General features: G+C 72.2%; 19 protein-coding genes and 1 pseudogene. 8 read left to right on the top strand and 12 right to left on the bottom strand.

Annotated elements, in window-relative coordinates; all coding sequences use genetic code 11:
- Positions 1-80: 80 nt before the first annotated feature.
- The 3 genes and pseudogenes from ABD299_RS15015 to ABD299_RS15005 all read right to left on the bottom strand — a co-directional run bounded on the left by ABD299_RS15015 (position 81) and on the right by ABD299_RS15005 (position 4,072).
- Positions 81-446 carry an Mpo1-like protein gene (locus ABD299_RS15015; protein WP_344262478.1) on the bottom strand — a complete coding sequence of 122 codons (366 nt, stop codon included), beginning with the start codon at positions 444-446 and terminating at the stop codon, positions 81-83.
- Between the two features lie 230 nt (positions 447-676).
- Positions 677-1,257, bottom strand: a pseudogene (locus ABD299_RS15010) (DUF4360 domain-containing protein).
- 715 nt (positions 1,258-1,972) lie between these two features.
- Entirely contained in the window at positions 1,973-4,072 is a 2,100-nt protein-coding gene (locus ABD299_RS15005; protein ID WP_425581340.1) for an HsdM family class I SAM-dependent methyltransferase, read from the bottom strand.
- 168 nt (positions 4,073-4,240) lie between these two features.
- On the opposite strand from ABD299_RS15005, the gene ABD299_RS15000 reads away from it, so the two are divergent.
- The 4 genes from ABD299_RS15000 (at position 4,241) to ABD299_RS14985 (ending at position 9,338) form a co-directional block, all read left to right on the top strand.
- Positions 4,241-5,338, top strand: a complete 1,098-nt coding sequence (locus tag ABD299_RS15000; RefSeq protein WP_344262476.1) for a DUF5954 family protein — start codon at positions 4,241-4,243, stop codon at positions 5,336-5,338.
- 152 nt (positions 5,339-5,490) lie between these two features.
- Positions 5,491-7,587 carry a SpoIIE family protein phosphatase gene (locus tag ABD299_RS14995; protein ID WP_344262474.1) on the top strand — a complete coding sequence of 699 codons (2,097 nt, stop codon included), beginning with the start codon at positions 5,491-5,493 and terminating at the stop codon, positions 7,585-7,587.
- Positions 7,588-7,891: 304 nt separating this feature from the next.
- Positions 7,892-8,632, top strand: coding sequence for an IPT/TIG domain-containing protein (locus ABD299_RS14990; protein ID WP_344262472.1), 741 nt, complete (start codon positions 7,892-7,894; stop codon positions 8,630-8,632).
- A gap of 130 nt (positions 8,633-8,762) precedes the next feature.
- Positions 8,763-9,338, top strand: a complete 576-nt coding sequence (locus ABD299_RS14985) for an IPT/TIG domain-containing protein (RefSeq protein ID WP_344262470.1) — start codon at positions 8,763-8,765, stop codon at positions 9,336-9,338.
- A gap of 128 nt (positions 9,339-9,466) precedes the next feature.
- Here ABD299_RS14985 and ABD299_RS14980 read toward each other — a convergent pair whose 3' ends face one another.
- The gene (locus ABD299_RS14980) at positions 9,467-9,682 is read right to left on the bottom strand and encodes a hypothetical protein (RefSeq protein WP_344262467.1); all 216 of its coding nucleotides are present in this window, start codon (positions 9,680-9,682) and stop codon (positions 9,467-9,469) included.
- Positions 9,683-9,985: 303 nt separating this feature from the next.
- On the bottom strand, positions 9,986-10,489 hold the full coding sequence (locus ABD299_RS14975) for a TspO/MBR family protein (protein WP_344262465.1): 504 nt from the start codon (positions 10,487-10,489) through the stop codon (positions 9,986-9,988).
- A 141-nt stretch (positions 10,490-10,630) separates the two neighbouring features.
- On the opposite strand from ABD299_RS14975, the gene ABD299_RS14970 reads away from it, so the two are divergent.
- On the top strand, positions 10,631-11,944 hold the full coding sequence (locus ABD299_RS14970; RefSeq protein WP_344262462.1) for an NAD(P)/FAD-dependent oxidoreductase: 1,314 nt from the start codon (positions 10,631-10,633) through the stop codon (positions 11,942-11,944).
- 34 nt (positions 11,945-11,978) lie between these two features.
- On the opposite strand, the gene ABD299_RS14965 is transcribed toward ABD299_RS14970, so the two are convergent.
- A complete protein-coding gene (locus ABD299_RS14965) occupies positions 11,979-12,440 on the bottom strand; it encodes a DUF2690 domain-containing protein (RefSeq protein ID WP_344262460.1) in 462 nt (153 codons plus the stop codon).
- Positions 12,441-13,365: 925 nt separating this feature from the next.
- Between ABD299_RS14965 and ABD299_RS14960 the strand changes: the two genes are divergently transcribed.
- Entirely contained in the window at positions 13,366-14,094 is a 729-nt protein-coding gene (locus ABD299_RS14960; RefSeq protein WP_344262458.1) for a polyamine aminopropyltransferase, read from the top strand.
- Positions 14,095-14,367: 273 nt separating this feature from the next.
- Positions 14,368-15,099 (top strand): DUF7873 family protein, encoded by a 732-nt coding sequence (locus ABD299_RS14955; RefSeq protein WP_344262456.1) that lies wholly within the window; start codon positions 14,368-14,370, stop codon positions 15,097-15,099.
- Positions 15,100-15,471: 372 nt separating this feature from the next.
- Here ABD299_RS14955 and ABD299_RS14950 read toward each other — a convergent pair whose 3' ends face one another.
- The 5 genes from ABD299_RS14950 to ABD299_RS14930 all read right to left on the bottom strand — a co-directional run bounded on the left by ABD299_RS14950 (position 15,472) and on the right by ABD299_RS14930 (position 20,401).
- Positions 15,472-16,467, bottom strand: coding sequence for a zinc-binding alcohol dehydrogenase family protein (locus ABD299_RS14950; protein ID WP_344262720.1), 996 nt, complete (start codon positions 16,465-16,467; stop codon positions 15,472-15,474).
- Between the two features lie 101 nt (positions 16,468-16,568).
- Positions 16,569-18,020 (bottom strand): WGR domain-containing protein, encoded by a 1,452-nt coding sequence (locus tag ABD299_RS14945; RefSeq protein WP_425581339.1) that lies wholly within the window; start codon positions 18,018-18,020, stop codon positions 16,569-16,571.
- A 136-nt stretch (positions 18,021-18,156) separates the two neighbouring features.
- A complete protein-coding gene (locus ABD299_RS14940; protein ID WP_344262454.1) occupies positions 18,157-19,311 on the bottom strand; it encodes a hypothetical protein in 1,155 nt (384 codons plus the stop codon).
- Complete coding sequence (locus tag ABD299_RS14935; protein ID WP_344262452.1) at positions 19,290-19,859, bottom strand: hypothetical protein; 570 nt, start codon at positions 19,857-19,859, stop codon at positions 19,290-19,292. Before ABD299_RS14935 ends, ABD299_RS14940 begins: the two co-directional genes overlap by 22 nt.
- Complete coding sequence (locus tag ABD299_RS14930; RefSeq protein ID WP_344262450.1) at positions 19,856-20,401, bottom strand: hypothetical protein; 546 nt, start codon at positions 20,399-20,401, stop codon at positions 19,856-19,858. The genes ABD299_RS14935 and ABD299_RS14930 overlap by 4 nt, the downstream gene beginning before the upstream one ends.
- Before the next feature lie 205 nt (positions 20,402-20,606).
- On the opposite strand from ABD299_RS14930, the gene ABD299_RS14925 reads away from it, so the two are divergent.
- On the top strand, positions 20,607-21,068 hold the full coding sequence (locus tag ABD299_RS14925) for a type II toxin-antitoxin system PemK/MazF family toxin (protein WP_425581338.1): 462 nt from the start codon (positions 20,607-20,609) through the stop codon (positions 21,066-21,068).
- Between the two features lie 184 nt (positions 21,069-21,252).
- Here ABD299_RS14925 and ABD299_RS14920 read toward each other — a convergent pair whose 3' ends face one another.
- Positions 21,253-21,603 (bottom strand): hypothetical protein, encoded by a 351-nt coding sequence (locus tag ABD299_RS14920; RefSeq protein ID WP_344262448.1) that lies wholly within the window; start codon positions 21,601-21,603, stop codon positions 21,253-21,255.
- Positions 21,604-21,744: the final 141 nt, after the last annotated feature.

Here is a 21,744-nt window from a genome sequence, read left to right as displayed (position 1 = left end):
CCCGCCGGTCACCGGCCCGGCCCGCGGCAGCGGACGGCCCGGCCCGGGCGGCCGGCCCTTCCGGCAGCGGCCCCAGGCCGCTAACGGGAGGGCCGGTCCTCGGGGTGTCCGGCGAGCCACTTCCCGGCGATCTCGGAGAGCTCCGCGTCCCGCCCGGAGAGCATCATCCGGATCATCTCGGCGTCCCCCCGCAGTGACCAGGCCGGATGCCCGAAGGTCGCCGGATTGTTGCCCTCGATCAGGAAGTGGGCCGTCCACGCGGACCCGTATCCCAGCACCGGCAGCGCGGGCAGCAGCCGGCGGCGGCCGCTCACCGCCCCCCAGGCCGACAGGGCGAGCCCGGTGAGCGTCCCGGTGAGGTGTACCCACCGGGTGGCCGGCTTGGAGTGCATGGCCACGTAGTACGGCCAGAACTCCTCGTACGTCTGGAAGCGGTGTTCCGTCATCCGGCCACGCTAACCGCCGCCCGGGCCGCTGTCACGGCCCGGCCGCGGGCGGCGGACGCCGTTCCGCGGCCCCGCCGGCGGGCCTCACGAACCGCGGCGGGGCCACGGGATTCCGTCCCGTCCCGGAGGACCGGTCCGGCTTCCGGTGTCGGAGACGCGGGGGAGGCCGCTGTCTGTCGTTCCGGGCCCCGTGACGGGGCGGTACGCGGCGCAGGGGAGTGCGCCGCGGGTCAGCGCCTCACCAGAGGCGGCTGCGGGTCCCCGCCATCGGCCGGGCACTCCTTCCAGCCGAGCTGGTAGGTGGTGCTCACATCGCCGTCGGTGGAGTCCATGGCCATGAAGCTGGTGGTCTCCGAGGGGTTCGAGGTTCCGGCGCTCACCCTCAGCTCGGTGTTGATGTTGAAGTTGCGCATCTCGCCGCACGGTGCCCACACGACCGCGCCGGCCTCCACCTCGTCGGTGGCCTGCCAGTTGTCGTTCATCGGTCCGTCGAAGGCGTGCACGGAGGTGGAGGTCTGGGGGGAGCCCTGGAAGTAGTAGCTGGCTTGCTGAGTACCGGTCGCGCCGTCCTCCAGATAGGCGTATCCCGGTAGTCGACGCCGAAGACGGCGTAGGTGAAGCCCTGCGGGACCCGCACGGCCAGGTTGAGCTGGCAGTTCTTGCGGAAGTCGGTGGGTTTGGCGCCGACCCCGACCTGCGCGAGGTATTCGCTGTAGGTCACGGTGAAGGCGGTGTTGTCCGGCGAGACGGCGACCGCGGCCGAACCCTCCGGACAACCGGAACCGTAGACGGAGACCAGTTCGATCACCATCCCGTCTTCCGGAGCGTCGGCGAAGTAGGGAGGATCGGTGAGCTGGTTGGGCAGCGCCGAGGCGAACAGCGCCACCAGCGCACCTCCCGCGGCAAGAGCACCGTACATGGCTCTCCAATCATTGTGGTGGTCGCAGCCGGCTGGAACCGTCGCCGGCCTTGCCGAAAGAATTCCGCGGACCGCTGTCACCGCAGTGCGCTAAGGGTCCGCAAAGGGAAACGCTGTGCGTGGAGCTGCCCGGGGCCGGCGATCTCTCCGGCAGGGCGGCAGGAGGAGTTGTCCCGCATCCCGGAATGCCGGAAACTGGCTCCGATGCCGGGTTCCGTTCTCGGTGGCGTATGCCCGTGCGGGGAGACGTGAGCGAATGCGGCCACTCCCGTGCCGGGCGGGCGGCGCGGCGGGCGCAGGTTGTGCGCCGGCCGGCCGGTTCTCTGCCCGGGATGCGTGGGGGTAAAAGTGCGGGAGCGCTCCCATGATAGGTCCGCACGCATGGCAGGGAAAGGGTGAACGCGGGGAAAACGAAGGGCGGCCGAAAGGCGGCCGAAAGGTGGCCCCGGCCACCCCGGCGCCGCCTTTCCGTCACCGGATTACCGGCGGGTTTTTCTGCCCGAGGCCATGTCCGGCCGCGGTTCCGGGGCCCCTGACGTGCTGCGTGGCCGCGGACCGCGGCAGCAGACGTGTGCGACGGATTCCGGACGCCGGGGCCCGCAGGGAGTCAGTCCGCGGTCAGCCGCCCCGCCGCCAGGCTGTCACTCATACCCGCCACCAGTCCGCCGCCCAGCCGGCCGGCCTCGCGCAAGGACCGCTCGAACAGGTGGAGCTGCCGGAACACCTCGCCGTACCGGCGCTGTTCGGCCGGCGGCAGCCGCAGCACCCGCAGCCGGCGGACGTTGACCCGCGAGGCCGTGGAGGCGTGCGAGCCGGCCTGTCTGCCGTTGGCCGGGGCGCGCAGGCAGCCGGCCAGGAACCAGGGGTCGAGCACGGCCGGGTCGGTGCGCAGCAGATGCAGCTGTGGTCCCAGTGCGACGGGCGCGGTCCGCTCCACCCAGGCGTCGAAGGCCCGTGCGGTGCCCGCGACCACGACATCCCCGTCGGCGGTCACCGCCGGCCCGTCCGGTTCCGCGGCGGCATCCGCGGTGGTCAGCCACGCCGCGGGCGACCGGCTTGCCATGAGGTCCGCGACCGTGAGCAGCGGGACTGCCCCGTCCGGCGCCTGCCCGCCCTGCACGGTTCCCGCGCGCGGTGTCCGTCCGCTGTGCAGGGTGAGCGCCCCGGCCCTCTCCAGCTCTTCCACCGTGATGCTGCGGGTGTCCGGTCCGTCGTGGTCGAGGGGGAGACCGGCGAGGACCTCGGCCGTCTCCCGCAGCTCCCGCAGCCGGGCCCCGAACTCGCGCCACGAGTCCCGGAGCTGTCGGCCGGCCGCCACCGCGGCGGCGGGAACGTGCCGGGCCGGGGTCAGGTCGACCTGGTCGTCGAGCAGATCGATCACGGGTACCGCCGTGCTGCCGGCCGGTGGGCCGGCGCCGTCCGTGGCGCCGAGGTGAGCTCCCACCGCTGCCGGGACAGCGACGCCGAGGCTCTCCCAGTCGATCACCGGCTTTCCGCCGCCGGGCGCCTCCTCCCCGGCCGGGCGTGCGGTGTCGACGAACAGCAGCGAACTGCCGGCTCCCGCGGTCTCGCCGGGCCGTGGCTTGTACAGCAGCCACAGCTGGAGCGCCACCGCGTGCGGCGGTGCGGCGCCCGGTGGCAGGGCGATGACCGCGCGCAGCGCCCCGCCCCGCAGCAGGGCCGCGCGGATCCGCCTCCCGGCCCGCCGGGCCGCCGCCGCCGGGGGCAGCACCACGACCGCCGTGCCGCCGGGGGCCAGGTGGGCCAGGACATGCTGGACCCAGGCGAGCTCGGGCTCGGTGCGCGGCGGGTGCCCGTACACCCACCGGGGATCGGTCGTCAGTTCCTCCTGGCCCCAGGAACGCTCGTTGAACGGCGGGTTGCTCAGGACGGCATCGGCGGTCTCGTCCGGCCAGGCATCCGCGCGCAGCGTGTCGCCGGCGCGGATGTCCGCCCCCGGGCCCACCGGCTGACCGACGTCCGCTGTGGTCAGGGCGAGGCGCACGGCGGCCAGCCGGGCCAGGACCGGGTCGCGCTCCTGCCCCAGCAGGCGAGGCCCGTCGCCGGGCGTCCCCCAGTGCCGGGCGGCGGCCAGCAGCAGGCCGCCCGCTCCGCAGGCCGGGTCGAGCACAGTGCGGGGGGTCGTCCCGGGCCGGGAGGCCGCGAGAGCGGCGACCATGAGCCGGGCCAGCGGAGCCGGAGTGACCGATATCTGCCGGACGTGGGCCGTGAGCCAGCGATCGAGCAGGAAGGCGAACGCCTCCCGGCCGCCGTCCGGCCCCGCCGCCCTCAGGGCTTCCTCCACCACTCGTCGCCGCGGGCCGGACCGTTCCCCGGTGTCTGCCGGGTCCCGGCCGAGCGCGGCCGTGCCGAAGGAGGCGATAAGGTTTCCGGTGGTGTCACGGTCGCCCAGCGCCTCGAACTGCGGCCAGAGCCACTCGAGCCGGCTGCCGGCCTCCTTGAGCTTTCCCCGGGCGCTCAGCCACTGCTGTACGTCGGTGAGCGCGAACTGCGGGCTGGTGTCCGTGCCGCCCACCGGCTCAGGGAAACTGGCGTGCCTGCGGCGCCAGTTGCTGACGGCGGCGCGCCCGACGCCGGCCAGCCGGGCGATCTCGGCCAGGGTGACGGAGACGGAAGGTTCGGGTGCGGCGGGCATCTCGCGGTACTCCAGGCGGCAGTCGGAACCTCGGCCCCTGGCGGCTGACATGCCAGGACTCCCACGGCGTACCACAGTACACAGACGAACGCACACACCGCCAGGAAGCCCTTGACGCAGTTCACGCAATCCCGCACGGCTGTGCGGTGCGTACGCGGCCCGGGCGAGGGACGATCCGGCCGCGTGCGACAGCGGAGCCGAATGGAGCACAATGCGTGCATGAACGATGACGCTGTGGAACTCCCGGAGCCTCACCGCATCATCCACGTCACCCGGCTCGAGGAGCCGGTGCGGGCGATCGCCGATGTGGAGGCCTGGCAGGCCCGCGAGAGCCACCCAGGCCTCCGGCCGAGCGGAGCCGTCTTCGCCGTCACCGAGCAGGAGGTGGACAGCCGGTGGCGGATCATCAGCTTCGGCGACCACACCCCGCAGGGCGGCCGGGACGGCCTCGGACGCGTGTGCCGCATGCGCGCGGAAGCGGCTGCCCGCGCCGGGGACGGCCCCGCGGAGCGTGACTGGCTCGCGGGAGCCGCGCTGATGGACCGTGAGAAGCGGGACGACCTCACCGTCCGGGACCGCAGGTTCCGCATCGCCCGGGCGGAGACGTTCCTGCGCATGGGACCGGACGGTCCCGAACCGCCCCGCCCCACCGACCCCGACCCGCTGCGCGGGGAGTCCGGCGGGCCCTCTGCGGTCACCGGTTTCCTCCTCGATCCGACCGCGGGCAAGGGCATGGCCGAGGCGATCCTCACCTATGACCTCCTGCAGTTCGTCCTGCCGGCCGCTGACGTCCCCGCTGACGTCTCCGCCGCCTCCGCGCGGGCGCTGCGCACTCACCCGGGCGGCGTGCTGCTTCCGCCCGCGTTCGCCGTCCTGGAAAAGCAGGAGGAGGGGTGGCTTCTCCGTTCCTCGGGCTGCGACACACCGCAGGAGGCGCGGGAAGGCCTGGCGCTGCGCTACGAAGTCCTCGCCCCGGAATTCGTCCGGCCGGCCGCCGGACGCCGCCGGCCTCCGGAGATGCCCCAGGAGATCCGGGACGTCATGGCTCGCAGCTACGGCGTCCACGGGCCGCGGGGCAGGCCGCTGACCCGCAGAGAACTGAGGACGGCCGTGCGGGCCACCGCCCGGATGCGCCGTGAGCGCCTCGACGAGATCGGCGTCGCCGGCCGTACCTACCGGGTGGTCCGGCAGGAGCGGCTGATGCGCCTGGGGGCGGACGGCCCGGAGCCGCCCCGGCCCTCCGACTGGGATCCGGACCCGCCCATCGCGGTCCAGGCCGAACGGGACCGTGTCGCCGGCATCACCCACGACGACTGAGCACCGCCCGGGCCTCCCGGCGCGCCCCAGGGGCCTACGAAGGTGGCATACCGGGAAAAATGGGCCGACAATGGGATGAGCCGCCGGAACCTCTCCGGGGGTGCAGTGAACCGGACCATCGAGTGTGCGGGCGGCGCGTCCGGGAGCGGCAGATGGGTGATATGGACAGGGAGGCACGCGAGGCAGTGCCGGGCATGGCACTGCGGGCGCTGGACGACGCACCGGTGGCGGTGGCGGTGACGTGGGGCTCCGGGCACGCCGTCCTCTACACCAACAAGCTCTGCCGCGCCGTGACAGGCGACCGGCCCCCGGGCTCGTTCCTGGGCGACTTCTTCCCGGACCTCCCGGACGACGAGTACCTGGACCGCTTCACCCGCGTGCTGGCAGGCGGGGGGCCGCTTCCCCTGTCGGACGAACCGGTCGTCGTGCGGCGCCCCGGGGACGGGGAGCGCGAGGTCTTCTTCGACTTCACCCTCTCCCCGGTGGCAGCCGACGCGACCGGACAGGTCGGAGGCGTGCTGGTCATCGGCGTCGATGTCACCGAGCGGGTCGCCGCAGCCGACCGTGTCCACGTCCTCGCCGAGGAGCGCCGCCGCACGGTCCGCCGTTTCGAGAGTCTCCTGGCGACGAGCATGCAGACGCTCTGGGTGACCGATCCCGAAGGCCGGGTCATCGAAAGGAGTCCAGCCTGGGAGCGGGTGACCGGCCAGACCTGGGAGGAGCTGCGCGGTCATGGATGGCTGGAGGCGGTCCATCCGCACGACCGGGACCGGCTGTCGGAAGCCTGGTTCCATGCCCTGCGCAGTCCGTTCGGCCTGTTCGAGGAGGTCTACCGGCTCCGCCTGCGGGACGGCTCCTACCGGCACTACCTGCTGCGCGCCGTGCCGGTCCGGGAGAACGGCACAGTGGTGGAATGGGCGGTCGCCTGCACCGATCACGAGGACCAGTGGCTGCAGGACCGCCGCAACGACCTGCTGGCCCGGGCGGCGACCGTGGTCACCCACTCGCAGAGCGTGCAGGACGCCTGCGCCGCGGTCATCGAGATCATCGTGCCCGAACTCGCGGACGCCGGCGGCATCTACCTGCTCCCGGACCCTTCCGAACAGCCGCTGGACGACGGCACCGTGGTGTTCGACCGCGTCGCCTCCGCGGTCCGTCCCGGTCTGCCGCCCGGTCTGCCCACGGCAGGTGAGGAGCGGATGCCGCCGGAGAGCGTATTCGCCCAGGTGTTCCGGGAACGGCGTCCGGCGCACGCGAAGATCGTGCCCGAGGAGATCCCCGAGAGCCTGGCGCCGCCCAGTACGGTCCCCTGGCTGAAGGCCGCCGGAGCACACAGTGCCGCGGTGCTGCCCGTCCTGGTCGACGGAGCCGTGGCGGCCATCGTCACAGCGGTCGTCGCCGGTGACCGCCCCCCGATTTCCTCCGACGACATCGTCCTGATGCGTGAACTGGTCGAGCACGCCCCGCTGGCCCATGCCGTGCGCCTGCACCGTACCCAGCGAGTCTCCTTGGCCCTCCAGCACAGCCTGCTCACCGACCCGCCCCGGGTTCCGGGCCTGGAGATCGTCGCCCGCTATCTGCCCAGCCCGGCGGCCCCCGAGGTCGGTGGTGACTGGTACGACTCGTTCGTCCTGCCGAACGGCGTGACCACCCTGATCATCGGCGATGTGGCAGGGCACGACCTGGGGGCCGCCGTCACCATGAGCAAGCTGCGGAACATGCTCCGCGGGCTGGCAGCCGACCGTCAGGAGCCGCCCGGCGACATCCTGCGCCGGCTGGACAAGGCGACACAGACCCTCGACCCCGAGGAGGCGACGGCCACCTGCATCCTCGGCCTGGTCGAGGGACGCCCCGGCGAGGACTGGCGGCTGCGCTACTCGGTGGCCGGCCACCCGCCACCGCTGCTGGTCACCGAGGACGGCCGCACCCGCTACCTGGAGGACGCCATGGACGTCCTGCTGGGCCTGGCCCGGCCCGACCAGCGTCCCAGCACCGTCGAGCCCCTGCCGCCCGGCAGCACCGTGCTGCTCTTCACCGACGGCCTGGTGGAGCACCCGGGCGAGCACCTCGATCGCGGCCTGTCCCGGCTCAGCAGGCAGGCATCCGCGCTCGCCACCGCCCCCCTGGCGGCCTTCTGCGACACCCTGCTGGCCGAGTCCGATGTCACCGGGCGCGACGACATCGCGGTCATCGCCGCGCGGGTACCGGCCCGGCCGTTCCGCGAGGCGGACGACGGTCCGCACGCGTGAGCCCCGCCCGCCCGGGCGGCCGTGCACGCCCTGTCCGGGCCTCGCGCGCTCGCTCGTAAGCATGGAAAGCCCGGTGCGGGGTGTCCGGCTGTTGCCCCGGCGGAAGCATTGCCCTGTGCACGCCAGCAGTTGACGTTCCAGCAGGAGAAGGAAGGGCTGTCCGGGCTTCCCACACCGGGAAGCCCGGACAGCCGGAACGCCTCCCCGTCGCCGGGGCAACGGCACGGGCGAGGCTGTGCGCGGGCTCGGACGAACACCCATCACATGCCCGGCAATGTACGGCATTCCGGGCGAGGAGGCACTCATGCCCATCACACCGAATCAGGGCTCGACCGGCGGAGGCACTCCGGTCTCCATCACCGGCACGAACCTGTCGAACACCTCCGCGGTGCGCTTCGGCACCCGTCTGGCGACGGACATCGTCAACGTCTCGCCCACCGAGGTGACAGCGGTTTCCCCCGCGGGCTCGGGCGTGGCGCCCGTCACGGTGACCACCCCGGGAGGCACAAGCAACCCGGTGCCGTTCTACTACGTCGGGGCGCCGTTCAAGCAGTCGCTGAGTCCGACCACGGGGTCCACGGCCGGCGGCGAGACCATCACCCTCACCGGGACGGGGCTGTCCAGCGCCACCAACGTGGCCTTCGGCGCCACGAACGCGACGCCGACTGTGGTCTCCGACAATCAGCTCACCGTCGTGGCACCCGCGGGCACCGCCGGTTCGGTGGCCATCACCGTCACCACGGCAGGGGGCACCACCAACGGCCTCTCCTACACCTACGTGGCCGCCCCGGTGGTCACTTCCGTCGACCCGGCCGAGGGCCCGGAGGCCGGGGGCACCGCCGTCACCATCACCGGCACGAGCCTGACCGAGACAAGCCAGGTGACGTTCGGCGGGGCCGCCGCACCGTTCACCGTCCTCTCCGACACCTCGATTTCCGCTGTGACCCCGCCGGGGACCGGCACGGTGGATGTCGTGGTCTCCACCGAGGGAGGCTCCGACACGCTCGTGGGCGGGTTCACCTACCTCGCGGGCCCGGGAGTCTGACGGTGGCGCCCGCCGGGCGCCCTCACCTCGCCGCCGAGCACGGCAGCGATCCCCGCTGAACGCGGCGGTAGGTCCCGGCCCGGCAACCTGCCGGGCCGGTCCGACTTGTCATACGAAGGGAAGAGCCCACGTGCATCATGGTTCCGAACCGCGGCGACCGGCCGACACGCCGAAGGCCCCGGCCAAGGTGCCCCCGGCCCTGGCCGTGAGCTCCTTCACTCCCGCCGAGGGCCCCTGTGGCGGCGGTACGACCGTCACGCTCAGCGGTACCGGTTTCACTTCGGTCACGCAGGTGTACGTCGGAGATGCCCGGGCCCTGTCCTGCACGGTTGACTCCGACACGCGGATCACCGCCGTCGTGCCGCCGGGCACCGGGAGCGTGTCCCTTACCGTCGCCGCGCCGGGGGGCAGCGCATGCGCTCCCCACCTCTACAGCTACACACCGCGCCCGTCCGTGCGCACCGTCACCCCGGCCCGGGGGTCCACTACCGGAGGCGACACCGTCACACTCACCGGCAGCGGCTTCACCGGCACCACCGAGGTGCGCCTCGACGGCGGGCCGGTCGCCTTCACCGTCGTCTCCGACACCGTCCTCACCGCGGTCGCCCAGCCGGGACCCGCGGGCGTGACGCAGGTCACCGTTGCCGCTCCGAACGGCACGAGCGAGCCGGCCGCCTACGAGAGGGTGCCGCCCCCGCACATCTGACGTTCCGGCACGGCGGCCACCGCGCCCGGCCGCCTCTCCGTGAACGCCGACGGGCCCGGGACGCCGCGGCCTCGACCGCTGCGTCCCGGGCCCGTCCGGACCTGCTCCGGGCGATCGCCCCGTCTCCGTCAGGAGGCCATGACCGCCCAGCCCGCGGGCGTGAGGATCAGCCGAGGGGTGCCCTCGGCCTGCTCGTCGCGGACCTGGACCATCCCGGCGACCCTCGCGCCCGGGTCACCGCCGGGAAGACCACGGGACTCGTACGAGGAGGCGACTACCGCCCGGTCACCACCCGGGGAACCGGTGTGGCCCGACCGGGACCGGATGTGCTCGGTGGGGGGCATAACTCTCCTCGAAGTCGCTCCTGCGGGCCCCGGCTTCCTCGGGGCCGGAACCCGTCAGCGCATCCTGGCACAGCACCCCGCGGTGCTGTCGATATCCTTCGGGCCACAAGTTGGGGCGACTTCCGTCATCCGGTCCGGACAACGGCCGTCCCCAGCCCCCCTACTTGCCCGTGGCGGTGGGGGAACCGCCGTCCGGGCGGGTGGCCGTCTTCCGGCTTACGCCGCGAAGCTCCGGCAGGCAAGCCGGACCAGCCCGTACCGGATGTGTTCTCCGTCACCTCCTCGCGGCTGCCCTTCGTTCCGTCAGGTGTTGGCGAGCCAGATGCTCAGGTTCAGGGCGGCCGCGTAGCCGACCCACAACACGTAGGGGAGCAGCAGGGCGGCGGCGGCCGGGCGCACCCGCCGGAACAGGACGACGGTGACCCCGGCCGCCACCAGCAGCAGTCCGATGTCGGCCAGCGCCAGGCCGTACTCCCCGGCGCCGAAGAACAGGGGAGTCCAGGCAAGGTTGACTGCCAGCTGCACACCCCACCAGATCAGGGGAGTCCGGGCCGCGGCACCGGCCTTCCGCCAGATCAGCCAGGCCGAGACCCCGATCATTCCGTACAGGACGGTCCACACCGGTCCGAAGAGCCACGACGGCGGAGCCCATGGCGGCCGGTCGAGGCCGCGGTAGACCTCCCCCGCGTCCGCGCTCGCGATGCCGCCGATGGCGGCCACCGCGTAGCAGAGCCCGACGAACACCAGAAGTGAAGGGATCCCCAGGCCGCGGGAGCCCATGCCTTGGGACCTGTGCACCGCTGCCATGCCGACTCCACGAAGAGGGGGCCTGTTCTCCGGTGCCGGGTGCCCGCTCCCGGCCTCGGCAAGCCGGACGACGGCGGGGACGTACGCGGCCCGAGGGTGTCGCGCACGGTCCCCCGCCGGTCCGCGGGGGAGGATCGGTCCATGCCTTCCCCGACCGGACATGGCGCCGGCGGCTCCCTGCGCACCGGGCCGCACCCCTCCGGCCCCCGGCGGCGCCCCGACGTGCTGGTGGTGGGCGCAGGCCTCGCCGGGCTGGCCTGCGCAGCCGACCTGGTGGCCGCCGGCCTCGCCGTCCGCGTGATCGAGGGGGCCGACGCGGTGGGCGGCCGGATGCGGACCGACCGGCACGACGGCTTCCTCCTCGACCGGGGCTTCCAGGTGTTCAACACCGGCTACCCGCAGGTCAGGGCCCGGCTGCGGCTGAAGGACCTCGGTCTGCGGCCCTTCACCCGCGGCGTGATCGCGGTGACCGACCGTGGCCATGTCCGCATCGGCGCCCCCTTCCCTCGGCCGGGATACGCGGCCGGACTGATCCCCGGACGCCTGGCCACGGCCCGGGATCTCCTGGCGCTGGCCCGCCTGTCCGTACGGGACGCGGCGGGGCCTTCCCGGACGCTGAAACGCGCCCCCGACCGCACGATGCGGAAGGCTCTGACGGACGCCGGCTTCTCACCGGGGATGACCGAGCGCTTCTTCCTGCCGTTCTTCTCAGGAGTCTTCCTGGAGAACCAACTCGCCACCTCCGCACGTGTCTTCCATCTGGTGTGGCGCAGCATGCTGCGAGGCACCCTCTGTCTCCCGGCCCGGGGAGTCCAGGCCGTCCCCGAGCAGCTCGCCGCCGCGCTGCCACCGGGAACGGTGGCGCTCGGCACGCCGGTCCGGGAACTGACGGAGAAGGGCCTGCTGCTGGCCGACGGCGCCGAACTCCCCGCCCCGAGGACCGTGGTGGCCACCGGCCCTGCCGAGGCCGCCCGGCTGCTGCCCGGCCTGGAGGTACCGCACACCCGGACCGTGACCACGTACTACCACGTGACCGGCACCGCTCCGCTGGACGATCCCGTGCTGCTGATCGACAGTGCCCGCCGTCAACTCCTGAACACCTGCGTGATCAGCCGGGTGGCACCCGGCTACGCGCCTCCCGGCCGCGCCCTGATCTCCACCTCCGTGCTCGGCCCGGACACTCCGGGCCGGCGACAGGAGGTGCTGGACCGGCTCGCCATGATGTACCGGACGGATACCACCACCTGGGAACCCGTGGCCGCCCGCACCGTCCCCGGCGCACTGCCCGCCATGCCGCCTCCGCAGCCGCTGAGCCGGACCACCCGGCTGGGCGGCGGCCGTTACGTCTGCGGGGACCACCGGGCCACCGGATCCGTGCAGGGCGCGCTCGCCTCGGGCGCCCGCGCGGCCCGGGAGGTCCTCGCGGACCTGCGGGCTCCGTCCGGCTCCCGCTGACACGGCACACCGCGCGCCGAGGGCAGCGGACCCCTCACCTCCAGGGCGAGCTGTGCGAGGCACTGATGCAGTACGACTCCCACGTTCCCGTGCGGTCCTCCTCGCGGGTGGGCAGCGCGCAGACGGTGACCTCGAAGGCGTCGTTGGCGACCCCGGCCATGTTGGTGAACACGTCCCCGTCCCAGCGGATCTCGGCTTCCTTCCGGCTGCCGCCCGCGACCTCCAGCGTCACCCGGTCCCCTGGTTCGCCGTCGAGGATGCGTCCCCACACCGCGTGGCACCGAGGGCTGTGCCGGATCTGGAGACTCACGGGATTGTCCTCCGCCGGCTGGACGGTGGAGGCGTCAGCCCCGCAACCCGCGACCTGCGGATCCCGCCCGTCGCAGTCCGTCCCCGGACAGCCGGCCGGCTCGTCGTCGGCCAGGAACTTTCCGACGGCGCCGGTGGTCAGCTCCACCAGCCCGGCCGTGAGGGCCGCCACCAGAATGCCGCCCACTACGGACCACATCCGCAGTCGGGGAACCCGGCGCAACCGCCTGTGCCAGGATTGCCGGTCAGTCCCGTCGCCGGGGCCCGCGCCGCGGCCCGCGGTGGTGCCCTGCCCCGGACCGGGGTCAGGCTCGGGACCGGTTCCCGGCCGCTCCCCCTCCGGAGGCGGACCGGTTCGCTGCCGGGGCACGAGGCCGCCCCCCGGGGCGGTCGCGGAAGCGGCGTCGGCCGCGTCAGCCCCCGGGGGCGGATGCTGCCGTCCGGAGCCGGAGGGGTCGGAAGAGTCAGGGGCCTGAGGGTCCGCCATGGGGCCACCTCCGAGAGGACGCACGGCTCGCCGGCCGGAGTGGACCGGCGCATTCGTCCTACCCGCACATCACTCAGAGTGCACCACTCGGTGCCTTCCTGTTGCAGAGGATATGCCTTCGACTCCTCACCCGGCGGAGGGAGGGAGACGCCCTGAAGCGCATCGTCGCGCAGCCGGACGCGGTAGCCCGCGCTCCCCCCGTCCCCTTCCGGCCGCGCGGACAACCGTGGCCCCGGGCGCCCGGGCCAGGGACGAACACCCCGCGTCATGACACACTTACAACCGCGAAACGGGCCGGGGCTTGAGGTTGACATCCGTGCTCAAGGTTGGCTCGACGGTGAGAAGGGGTGCATCCAAGAGGAATTGCAGAAGGAGGAGAGAACTGTTCGAGGCGCCAACTGGAAGCGCTGGCTGATGAGTGGTATCTGGTGCATTCCGGCTGGGCGGATGGTCATGATGGCTACCGTACGTCGTTCAGTCGTGTCGACGAATTGGGGCAGCTGCAAACGATGGAAGGGTTGAGCTGAAGTCCCGCCATCAGCGCTTCCTGAGGTCCCGTGCGATGCTGTCGGCGGGCTGAAGAGCGAGTGAGCGCCGCGCGAAGAGCGGCAGAGGGACAGGACGGATGAGCAAGCGTTTCGAGGAGATCGACTGGCGCCCCACTCCCATGGGGGAGATCAGCCTGCGCCGGCGCAGGGACCCGGCAAGCGGCACCGACGTGTTCGAGGTGAAGCTTGGTGACGAGTTCCTGATGTCCAGCCAGTTCGTCGAGGGCGAGGTCGAACTCGCCAGGCTCGGTCTCGCCGCGCTGGCGGGCGACGCGGTGGATGTCGTCGTGGGCGGTCTCGGACTCGGCTACACCGCCCGCACCGTGCTGGAGGATCAGCGGGTCGCCTCGCTGATCGTTGTCGACGCACTCGGCGAGGTGATCGACTGGCACCGGCGCCACCTGGTTCCGCTGGGGGCCGGGCTGACCCACGACCCCCGATGCCGCCTGGTGCAAGGGGACTTCTTCTCGCTGGCCATGGGGGAGCCCGGCGAGGTGGGCTTCGACCCGGACAGCCCGCATCACCGCTTCGACGCCGTACTGCTCGACATCGATCATTCGCCCCGGCACGTCCTGCACCCCGGTCATGCCGCGCTCTACACCCCCGAGGGCCTGCGGGCCCTGGCTGGGCGGTTGCTTCCGGGCGGCGTCTTCGCCCTGTGGTCCAACGACCCGCCGGACGGAGAGTTCGAGGCCGTGCTGGCCGGTGTCTTTGCCGGGACGGAGACACACGTCGTCGAGTTCGACAACCCCCTCCAGGGCGGCACCTCGGCCAACACCGTCTATGTGTCGAGGAACCAGGCCTGACAGTCGCCGGGAACCGAGGACACCAGGCTGTGACGTGGCCGGACCGTGCGGTTCGGCCACAACGATCATTGCCACCGGATGCTGATGCGGCAGATGCCGCAGGGCGCCAGGACCCTGGGCGGCGCGGCTGCTGCCCGGCCACACACTCCGCAGACTGCCCTTCCGGAGATACCTGCTGGTCTTCCACAAGGCCGGCGGGGCGGAACGGGAGGCCGGGGAGGCTGATCGAAAAGCCGTGGTGCCGCTCCGGGGCGTCCGGCTACCGTTCGTGCCGTGGCGAAACTCAATCAGATCATCGCAGTGGAGAAGGGCGTCAAGTCCAAGTCCCAGCAGGACCTGGCGGCCGTCCGGCACGGGCTGACCAAGCCCGCCCTGCTGGCCGGCATCTCGCGTACCTACCAGCCGAAGGACGAGGACGGCGAGCAGCTGCCGCCGGAGTCGACCAGGGTCCAGGTCAAGGCCGAGGACGTGCTGCGGGACAACGCGAAGACCCTCACCCGCCTGTTCGACGTGACCGCCACCAAGGACTGGGCCAACTGCGCGGCCCGCGCGGACGTCACGGTCGAAGGCCGTACCCTGCTGCGCGAGGTGCCCGTCTCCTACCTGCTGTTCCTGGAGAAGCAGCTCGCGGAGCTGGGTTCGTTCCTGCGCAGGCTCCCGGTTCTGGACGCCGCCGAATCCTGGAACATGGACCCCTCGACGGACTGCTGGAAGACCGACCCCGTCCGGACGGTGCGCACCAGGAAGGTGCCGCGCAACCACGTCAAGGCGGAGGCGACCGACAAGCACCCTGCCCAGGTCGAGGTGTACTACGAGGACATCCCCGTCGGCTACTGGACGACGGTGAAGTTCTCCGGCGCGCTGCCCGCCCGCCGCGTCAACGAACTGCTGGAGCGCATCGAAAACCTTCAGCAGGCCGTGAAGTTCGCACGTGAGGAGGCCAACGGCGGCGAAGTCACCGACCGGAAGGTGGGGGAGGCCGTCTTCGGCTACCTGTTCGGGTAGCCTCATCCGACTCCCCTCCGGTGCGTGAGCAACGGAGGGGTGCGCCAAGAGCGCAAGCTGACGCTGAAGCTTGTCGTGACGACGCGGGACCGCGCCGCAAGAGCTGCGGGCCCCGTTCAATCTCAGACTCTCGCTCCAGACTCAGCATGCGCCGCCCATCGCTCCGGCGCCCGGAGGCGGGCGAGGCCGTCGAGATTGCCGGTTCAAGTCCGGCCCGGGCAGCTCGATGCCCGGTGGCTCAAAGGCAGAGCGCGACGCCCTGAACCTGACCCGCCTCCTGACCGCGCCGGGCGTGCCACAGGGCGGCACTCCAGGGCCCGGGGGCCGGCTATGCCCCCGGGTCCGCCGCCTGCCCTCCCCTCACGGCGCTCGTCAGCCGGAGCCGGGCAGCACGAGAACGGCGGCTCCGTCGACCCGGTCGGCGGCCAGGTCGTCCAGAGCCGCGTCGGCCCGCTCGAATGGGTACGGGGTGACTGTCGCCTCGATCCTGAGCCGCTCCGCGGCCGCGAGGAATGCCCGGCCGTCGTCCCGCGTGTTCGCGGTGACGCTGCGTACGGTCCGCTCCCGGAAGAGGTGCCGCTGGTAGTCCAGCTCCGGAACGGCCGTCAGGTGGATGCCGGCGATGCTGAGCGTCCCACCGGCGTCAAGAGCTTCCAGAGCCACCGGCACCAGGTCGCCGACCGGCGCGAAGAGGATCGCGGAGTCCAGCGGTTCGGGCGGCCGGCCGTACGCCTCGCCGGCGGACGACGCGCCCAGGCGCAGAGCCAGTACCCGTGCGGCCTCCGACCGGGTCAGCACGTGCACCACCGCGCCGTTGCCGAGAGCGACCTGAGCGGTGAGGTGCGCCGAACCGCCGAAGCCGTAGATGCCCAGCCGCCCGCCGGGCGGCACCTCGGCGCGGCGCAGCGCCCGGTACCCGATGATCCCCGCACACAGCAGCGGTGCGACCTCGGCGTCGGAGTAGCCCTGAGGAAGGGCGTAGGCGAAGGCGTCCGGCACGGTGGCGTACTCCGCATAGCCCCCATCCGCATCCCAGCCGGTGTACTGGGAGGACGGACACAGGTTCTCCCGGCCCCGTGCGCAGTACCGGCAGGTTCCGCAGGTCCGGCGCAGCCAGGGAATCCCCACCCGGCTGCCAACCGGGTGCGCCTGGGCAAGCGGACCCGCGGCGACCACCACCCCGACGGCCTCGTGACCGGGCACCACCGGGGACCGGTGCGGGGGCAGGTCGCCGTCACGGACGTGCAGATCCGTGCGGCAGACCCCGCAGGCCCGGATACGGACCAGGAGTTCGTCGGCGGCCGGCTGCGGCACGGGCAGCTCCACGGCGTCCAGCCGCCCGGGCCCGCTCACCACCCAGGCGCGCATCGTCGCCGGTACGGTCGCTGGGATGTCGGCGTCCATGGCGCCAACCTAGCCCCCGTGCGGCCGGGCCGGGCCGGACACGCCCCGGCCCGCCGGCACGGACGTCAGAGCAGCCTGCGGATCTCGCCGCGCACCCGGTAGAAGCCGCCCGCCGCGGGATGCAGCGCGTCGACGACGTAGCGTGCCCCGGGCTGCCGGATGTGGCGGGGGAACTGCACGTTCCACTGCGGGTCGTAGCCGTCGCCGGTCACCCGCATGCGCAGCCGGGAGCCTTCCTGGACGCACTCCACCACGACCCCGCCGGCGGGCACCGCCGTCACACTCTCCAGCGTCGTCACCTCGGCGGAGGGTGTGTAGGTGGGCAGCGCCGCCGCGGACTTCACGTCGACCGGCGCCGGCACTGTGCCGGCCTGGGCCGCGGCGATCGCCGCCTCACTGGCGTCGACGCAGGCCAGCGATCCGTCGGTGGTCACGATGTAGAGCTTCTCGTCGCGGTACTGCATCGACAGGGCCGAGCCGCCGCCGGTGCTCAGCTTCCACAGCCGGGTGCCGTCCTCCGCGAAGCAGTAGACAGAGGACGCGGAGTCCCCGGCGAACACGTAGCGGCCCCCGGGCGCGGTGGCGCAGGAGTAGACCGCCGCGTCGCACCGGTAGTCGGCGAGGACCGCGCCGTCCCGCTTGGACAGCCGCTGGACCACGCGCCGGACGGTGCCCGCGTAGACGGAGTCGGCCTCCTGCCAGCCGAAGAGAACACCTCCCCGGGTGGGGGTGTGCCACAGCTCCCCGGAGCCGTCGGTGGCCCAGGCGGTCACCCCGGCTGAATGACCGTGGTAGACAGCCCGCTCGTCGCGGCGGACCATCCAGGCGTGATCTCCTGAGCTGCCGCGGGACCACTGGAACTCGTCCTCGTGGTCGATCACGGTCAGCCCGCCGTCTCGGTCGGCGACGTTGAGCACGCCTTCGTGGATGTCGAGCCAGAAGATGTCCACATCCGCGCTGATCTCGTAAGCCGCGAACGGCAGCTTGGACGACAGGTCGTACACGGTGCCGTCGTCGCAGCCCGCGTAGATCCAGAAGTCGTCTGCCACCAGACACTTGACGCCGTCCGGCAGCCGGTAGTGGGCCAGCACCTCCCCGGAGTGGGACAGCGTGTGGACGTCGCCGGCCTGGTTTCCCACCCAGCAGCGGTCGGCATCGATGTGGATGCCGAACGCGGAGGCACCGGTGCGGAACCGCCACAGCACCGGGGCGACCGCCCGGGCCGTGGACGGTGCCGAGGCCGTCTGACGACGAGTGACCGGTCGCGCGGCCCGCGCGCCTTCCACAGCGGGTGCGTACCCCTTGCGCATCTTCTCGCCGAGCTTCTTCGCGGCGGCGGCCTGGGCCTTCTCCACGGTGGGGAACGCGGACGTCTTCAGCTGGCCGGCGGTCCCTATCCGCCCGTAGCGCACCGACACCGTGGTTCCGTCCACAGTGACTTCGTAGAACTTGTGCGCACCGCCACCGTCCTGGGAAAGCTCCAGGTAGGTCTTGGTACCGGGCACGACAGACAGCACGACGGACTCCCTCCCGAACGGCCACCGCGGCCGGTCGATCACGGAACGGAACGCTAGGCCGGGCCTCTGACACTGACCGGCCGCGAGCCCGGCGGGGGAGCGCCCGGAGTCCGGCAGCGCCCGGGGGAGGACCTTCTCAGGGTTCCGTTCCGGTCACGGTGCAGCGGTAGTCGGCGAGCACGTCTCCCGACGTATCTCGCAGAAGCGCCCGGACCAGCAGTCCGGTGGCCGCGTCGACCCTGAACGCGCAGTTCAGGCCGTCCTCCGGCGCCCACGCGGCGAACGGGAAGGTCCGCCAGGGACGGACCGAGGCGGTGATGTGCACACCTGGCCCCGGCACCTCCGGCTCCGCCTCCTGCGCCGAGACGGCGGCGAGGTGGGAGACGACACGGCCGGGAGTGAGCAGTTCCGCCAGCCTGGCCACCGGCACCGGGACGTCCTGCGGGTCATAACCGTCCCCCATCAGCAACTCCTGGCGCAGGCCGTCCGGTCCGGTGACCCCCACCCGCCAATGGCGCGAGGAACCGGGGGAAGGCAGGCCGTCGAAGGTCACGTCGCGGGGCTCGGTGGCCATCGTGACCTCGGCGGCCACGGAGCACGGCTCTGCCAGGGTGACCGCCATCCGGGCGAGGGCCCAGCCCGCCGCGTCCGCCCCGCGGGGAGCGGGCGCCCGCCAGACGCCGCCCCGCACCGCCGCCGGCCCGTCCGGCATCCCGGCGGCCGATGCGAACTCCACCACCTCGCAATGGGTGGCGACCCCTCGCGAGGTGACCAGTTCGGCTTCCAGGAGACAGCCGGTCGCCACATCCAGCACCAGCCTCGCCTCGCGGGCGCCGGGCGGGCACCAGGGGCTGTGCGGGTCGGCCCACACCGGGTGGGGCCGGACCCGAAGGGCCACGCAGGGGCGCCCCAGCCGGACCGCCGGTGCCGCACGCACCCGGGCGAAGTCCCGTACCAGGACCGCGGGATCGAACAGGGCCGTGACCGCAGGGTCGGCCGGCCCCTCCGCGTCGGACACTCCGGGGACGCCGCTCACGTCGTCCTCGGAGGTTTCCGCCGACGCGCCGCCCGCGCCCCGTGGTTCCGCGGGACCGGAGACACTCAGGACCCGGTCCCCGAACCGTCCGCCGAGCCGCAGGCCTCGATCGATTTCCCGGGTGCGGACCCGGGCCCGCACCGGCGGCGCATCCGCCCCGGCTGCACCGGCGACCGAGGCCATGCGGGCCAGGGCCCACATCGTCAGCGACGGCTCGTCCGCCGGAGGCGACCCTAGCCAGTCGGCAGTTGCCACGAGACCCACCTCTCCTGGCCCTCCGGCCGGCCGGGAGCCCACTGAACGTACAGAACGCGGAACGGGTGATCGGCGAGCTCGGCGGCACGGGCCCGCACGGTGTACTCGCCGATCCCTTCCTGCACGATGCTGCACTCCGGGTCGGTGATCCCGGCTCCGCACTCCAGAATCAACTGGCCCCGCTCGTCCGGGATGCCACCCGGTCCGAGACGGCTGTGGGCCAGGAGGGAGACATAGCTGGGTGCCCGCGGTGCCGTCAGTGTCACGGTTACCGCCTCGGTGGGCCGGACCTGTTCCGGATTCCAGGACAGAGTGCGAGGCGGCGGCACCTCCATCCGGCCGTGCCACTGTGCGGCCACTGTGGTCAGTTCCTCCCCCGGCTCCTCTCCGGGCAGGCCCGGAGCCGGAAATTCGCTACCCCACCGGGCGCCGGGAAGAACCGGCAGCAACTGCTCGGACGGCGCACTCGGAGCCGTGGCGCAGCCCGCGAGAGCGCACATCAGCACGGCGGCTGCCGCCGGCCGCGCCCGGCGCACGGCCTCGCTCATCCCCGGCAGGTGATCTCGCTGTCGTTCTGGTTGTACACGTGCGCGGAGCCCCTGCCCTCCGGACCGCTCACATAGAACCTCGCCTGACCGCGGTAGCGGTGACGGTCCCCGGGCCTGCAACTCTTGGGAGCGACGACCCGCAGGTGACGCGAGTTGGACTTGGTACCCCGCCGGGTCGTCAGATGCTCCCACCCGTACCACCTGGACCGGTAGAGGGCTCCCTCCGTGCTCAGGTTCGGCGCGACGCGACGGCACCTGGTGTCGAAGTGGACGTTGATGGTGGCCCGGGTGGTGTTCGAGTTGTGCGGGCGGTCCACGCTCGCGACGCAGTGGTAAGGAAGGCGGGTGGCTGCCGTCTGCGGCAGGCGTCCTTCACCGCTCGTGGAGGATGTCAGGAGCCGGGCCTCCCCCCGCTCCACGTCTTTGAGTTCGACACCCTTGGGCGGGTCGCCGGGCACGGCGGCCGCCTGAGCGGGGAAGTGGCCGCCTCCGGCGAGGACGACACCGAGAAGCAAGCTGCTGGACACCTTCAGACCGAACATGCCTGAGCCCCTTTCCGGGAACCGGGAACGCGTGATGGTGTGCTGGGACAACAGCAACCATGTCGTCCTGAAGAGCGGAAACCCACCTCTGAGGGGTTATTCCACCTGATGGAGTGAACTGCCCTGTTCGCAGTGACCGTTCCCCCGCATGCGGTACAGGCCGGTGGCGTCCGCGACGCGCGCTGCCCGGCAATAGAGTTGGGCCGTGAGCTTGAGAGACGAAGAGATACCGGCCCCGGCCGGCACGCCCGGCCGGGACGGCACGGGTGCCACCGTGGAGATCGACCCCCGCCGCGTAGGGCGCGTGCACTGCGGTTACGCACCCGACCCGGACGGCGAGCCCGACCCCGGCGAGATCGTGTGGACCTGGGTCCCCTACGAGGAGAACGACGGCCGGGGCAAGGACCGCCCGGTCCTGGTCGTCGCCCGCGAAGAGGCGGACACCCTGCTGGCGGTCCAGCTGACCAGCCGACGCCGGGAGAACAACCACGAGTGGATTCCCCTGGGCGCCGGGCCCTGGGACAGCCAGGGCCGCGAATCCTGGGTCGACATCGACCGCGTACTGCGCATCCACGCCCACGGCATGCGCCGTGAGGCCTGCGCGCTGGACCGCGCCCGCTTCCAGCTGGTCGTCCACCGCCTCCAGCAACACCACGGCTGGCGCTGACCCACCCACTTACCGGGCAGGAAGACCCTGCCCATGTCCGCCATCCCCCCGGTCGGAACAGCCGCCTCCGGCCGGTACCGCCGGGGGAAGATGCCGCGTGCGTCCTCAGGTGTGTCCTGGCAATCCGGAAGGTTTGGCGACCGTCTTTCCGGTGGTGCGAGTATTCGGTGCGTCGGACAGAGCGTCAGGCGCACCTCAGGAATGAGGAGGCTTCCCGGTAGAAGGCGCGCAGCAAATCCTCCATCGCCTTTCGTTGGTCGATGGCCGTTCCCGCGTCGGTCCTTGTTTCGATCGCGATGACCAGATACCCCTCTTCCTCTGAAGCGATACAGGGGCCGAACGCGCCGCCGCGCGATTCGTCGACCAACCCTTCCTCTCCGACTGAAACCTCGTCCGGGCTCCGGAAGAGTTCGCTTCCAGAGATCGCGCGACGGATGTCCGGCCTTTGGTCTTCGATCTCCGCGTAAAGGGAGATGAACTCACCGCGGGCATCGATGGAGATCTGGCAATGGAAACTGGAACGAGATTCGTTCAAGGGCTCGGGAGGACATGTGCGCTATCTCCCGGGGGGAGGAAAGATGTGAGAAGTTCCGACGGCAGATGCGTACCGCAAGGGGCGTCGGGAAGCGTGCAGTTGTACTGCGGCCCCTCGCTGCTGCAAGCAGAGGAGGCGAGG

The sequence above is a fragment of the Streptomyces sodiiphilus genome, from assembly GCF_039529215.1.
Lineage (GTDB): Bacteria > Actinomycetota > Actinomycetes > Streptomycetales > Streptomycetaceae > Streptomyces > Streptomyces sodiiphilus.
Note: the sequence above shows the minus strand (reverse complement) of the source record. Positions and strands in the feature narration are given on the sequence as shown.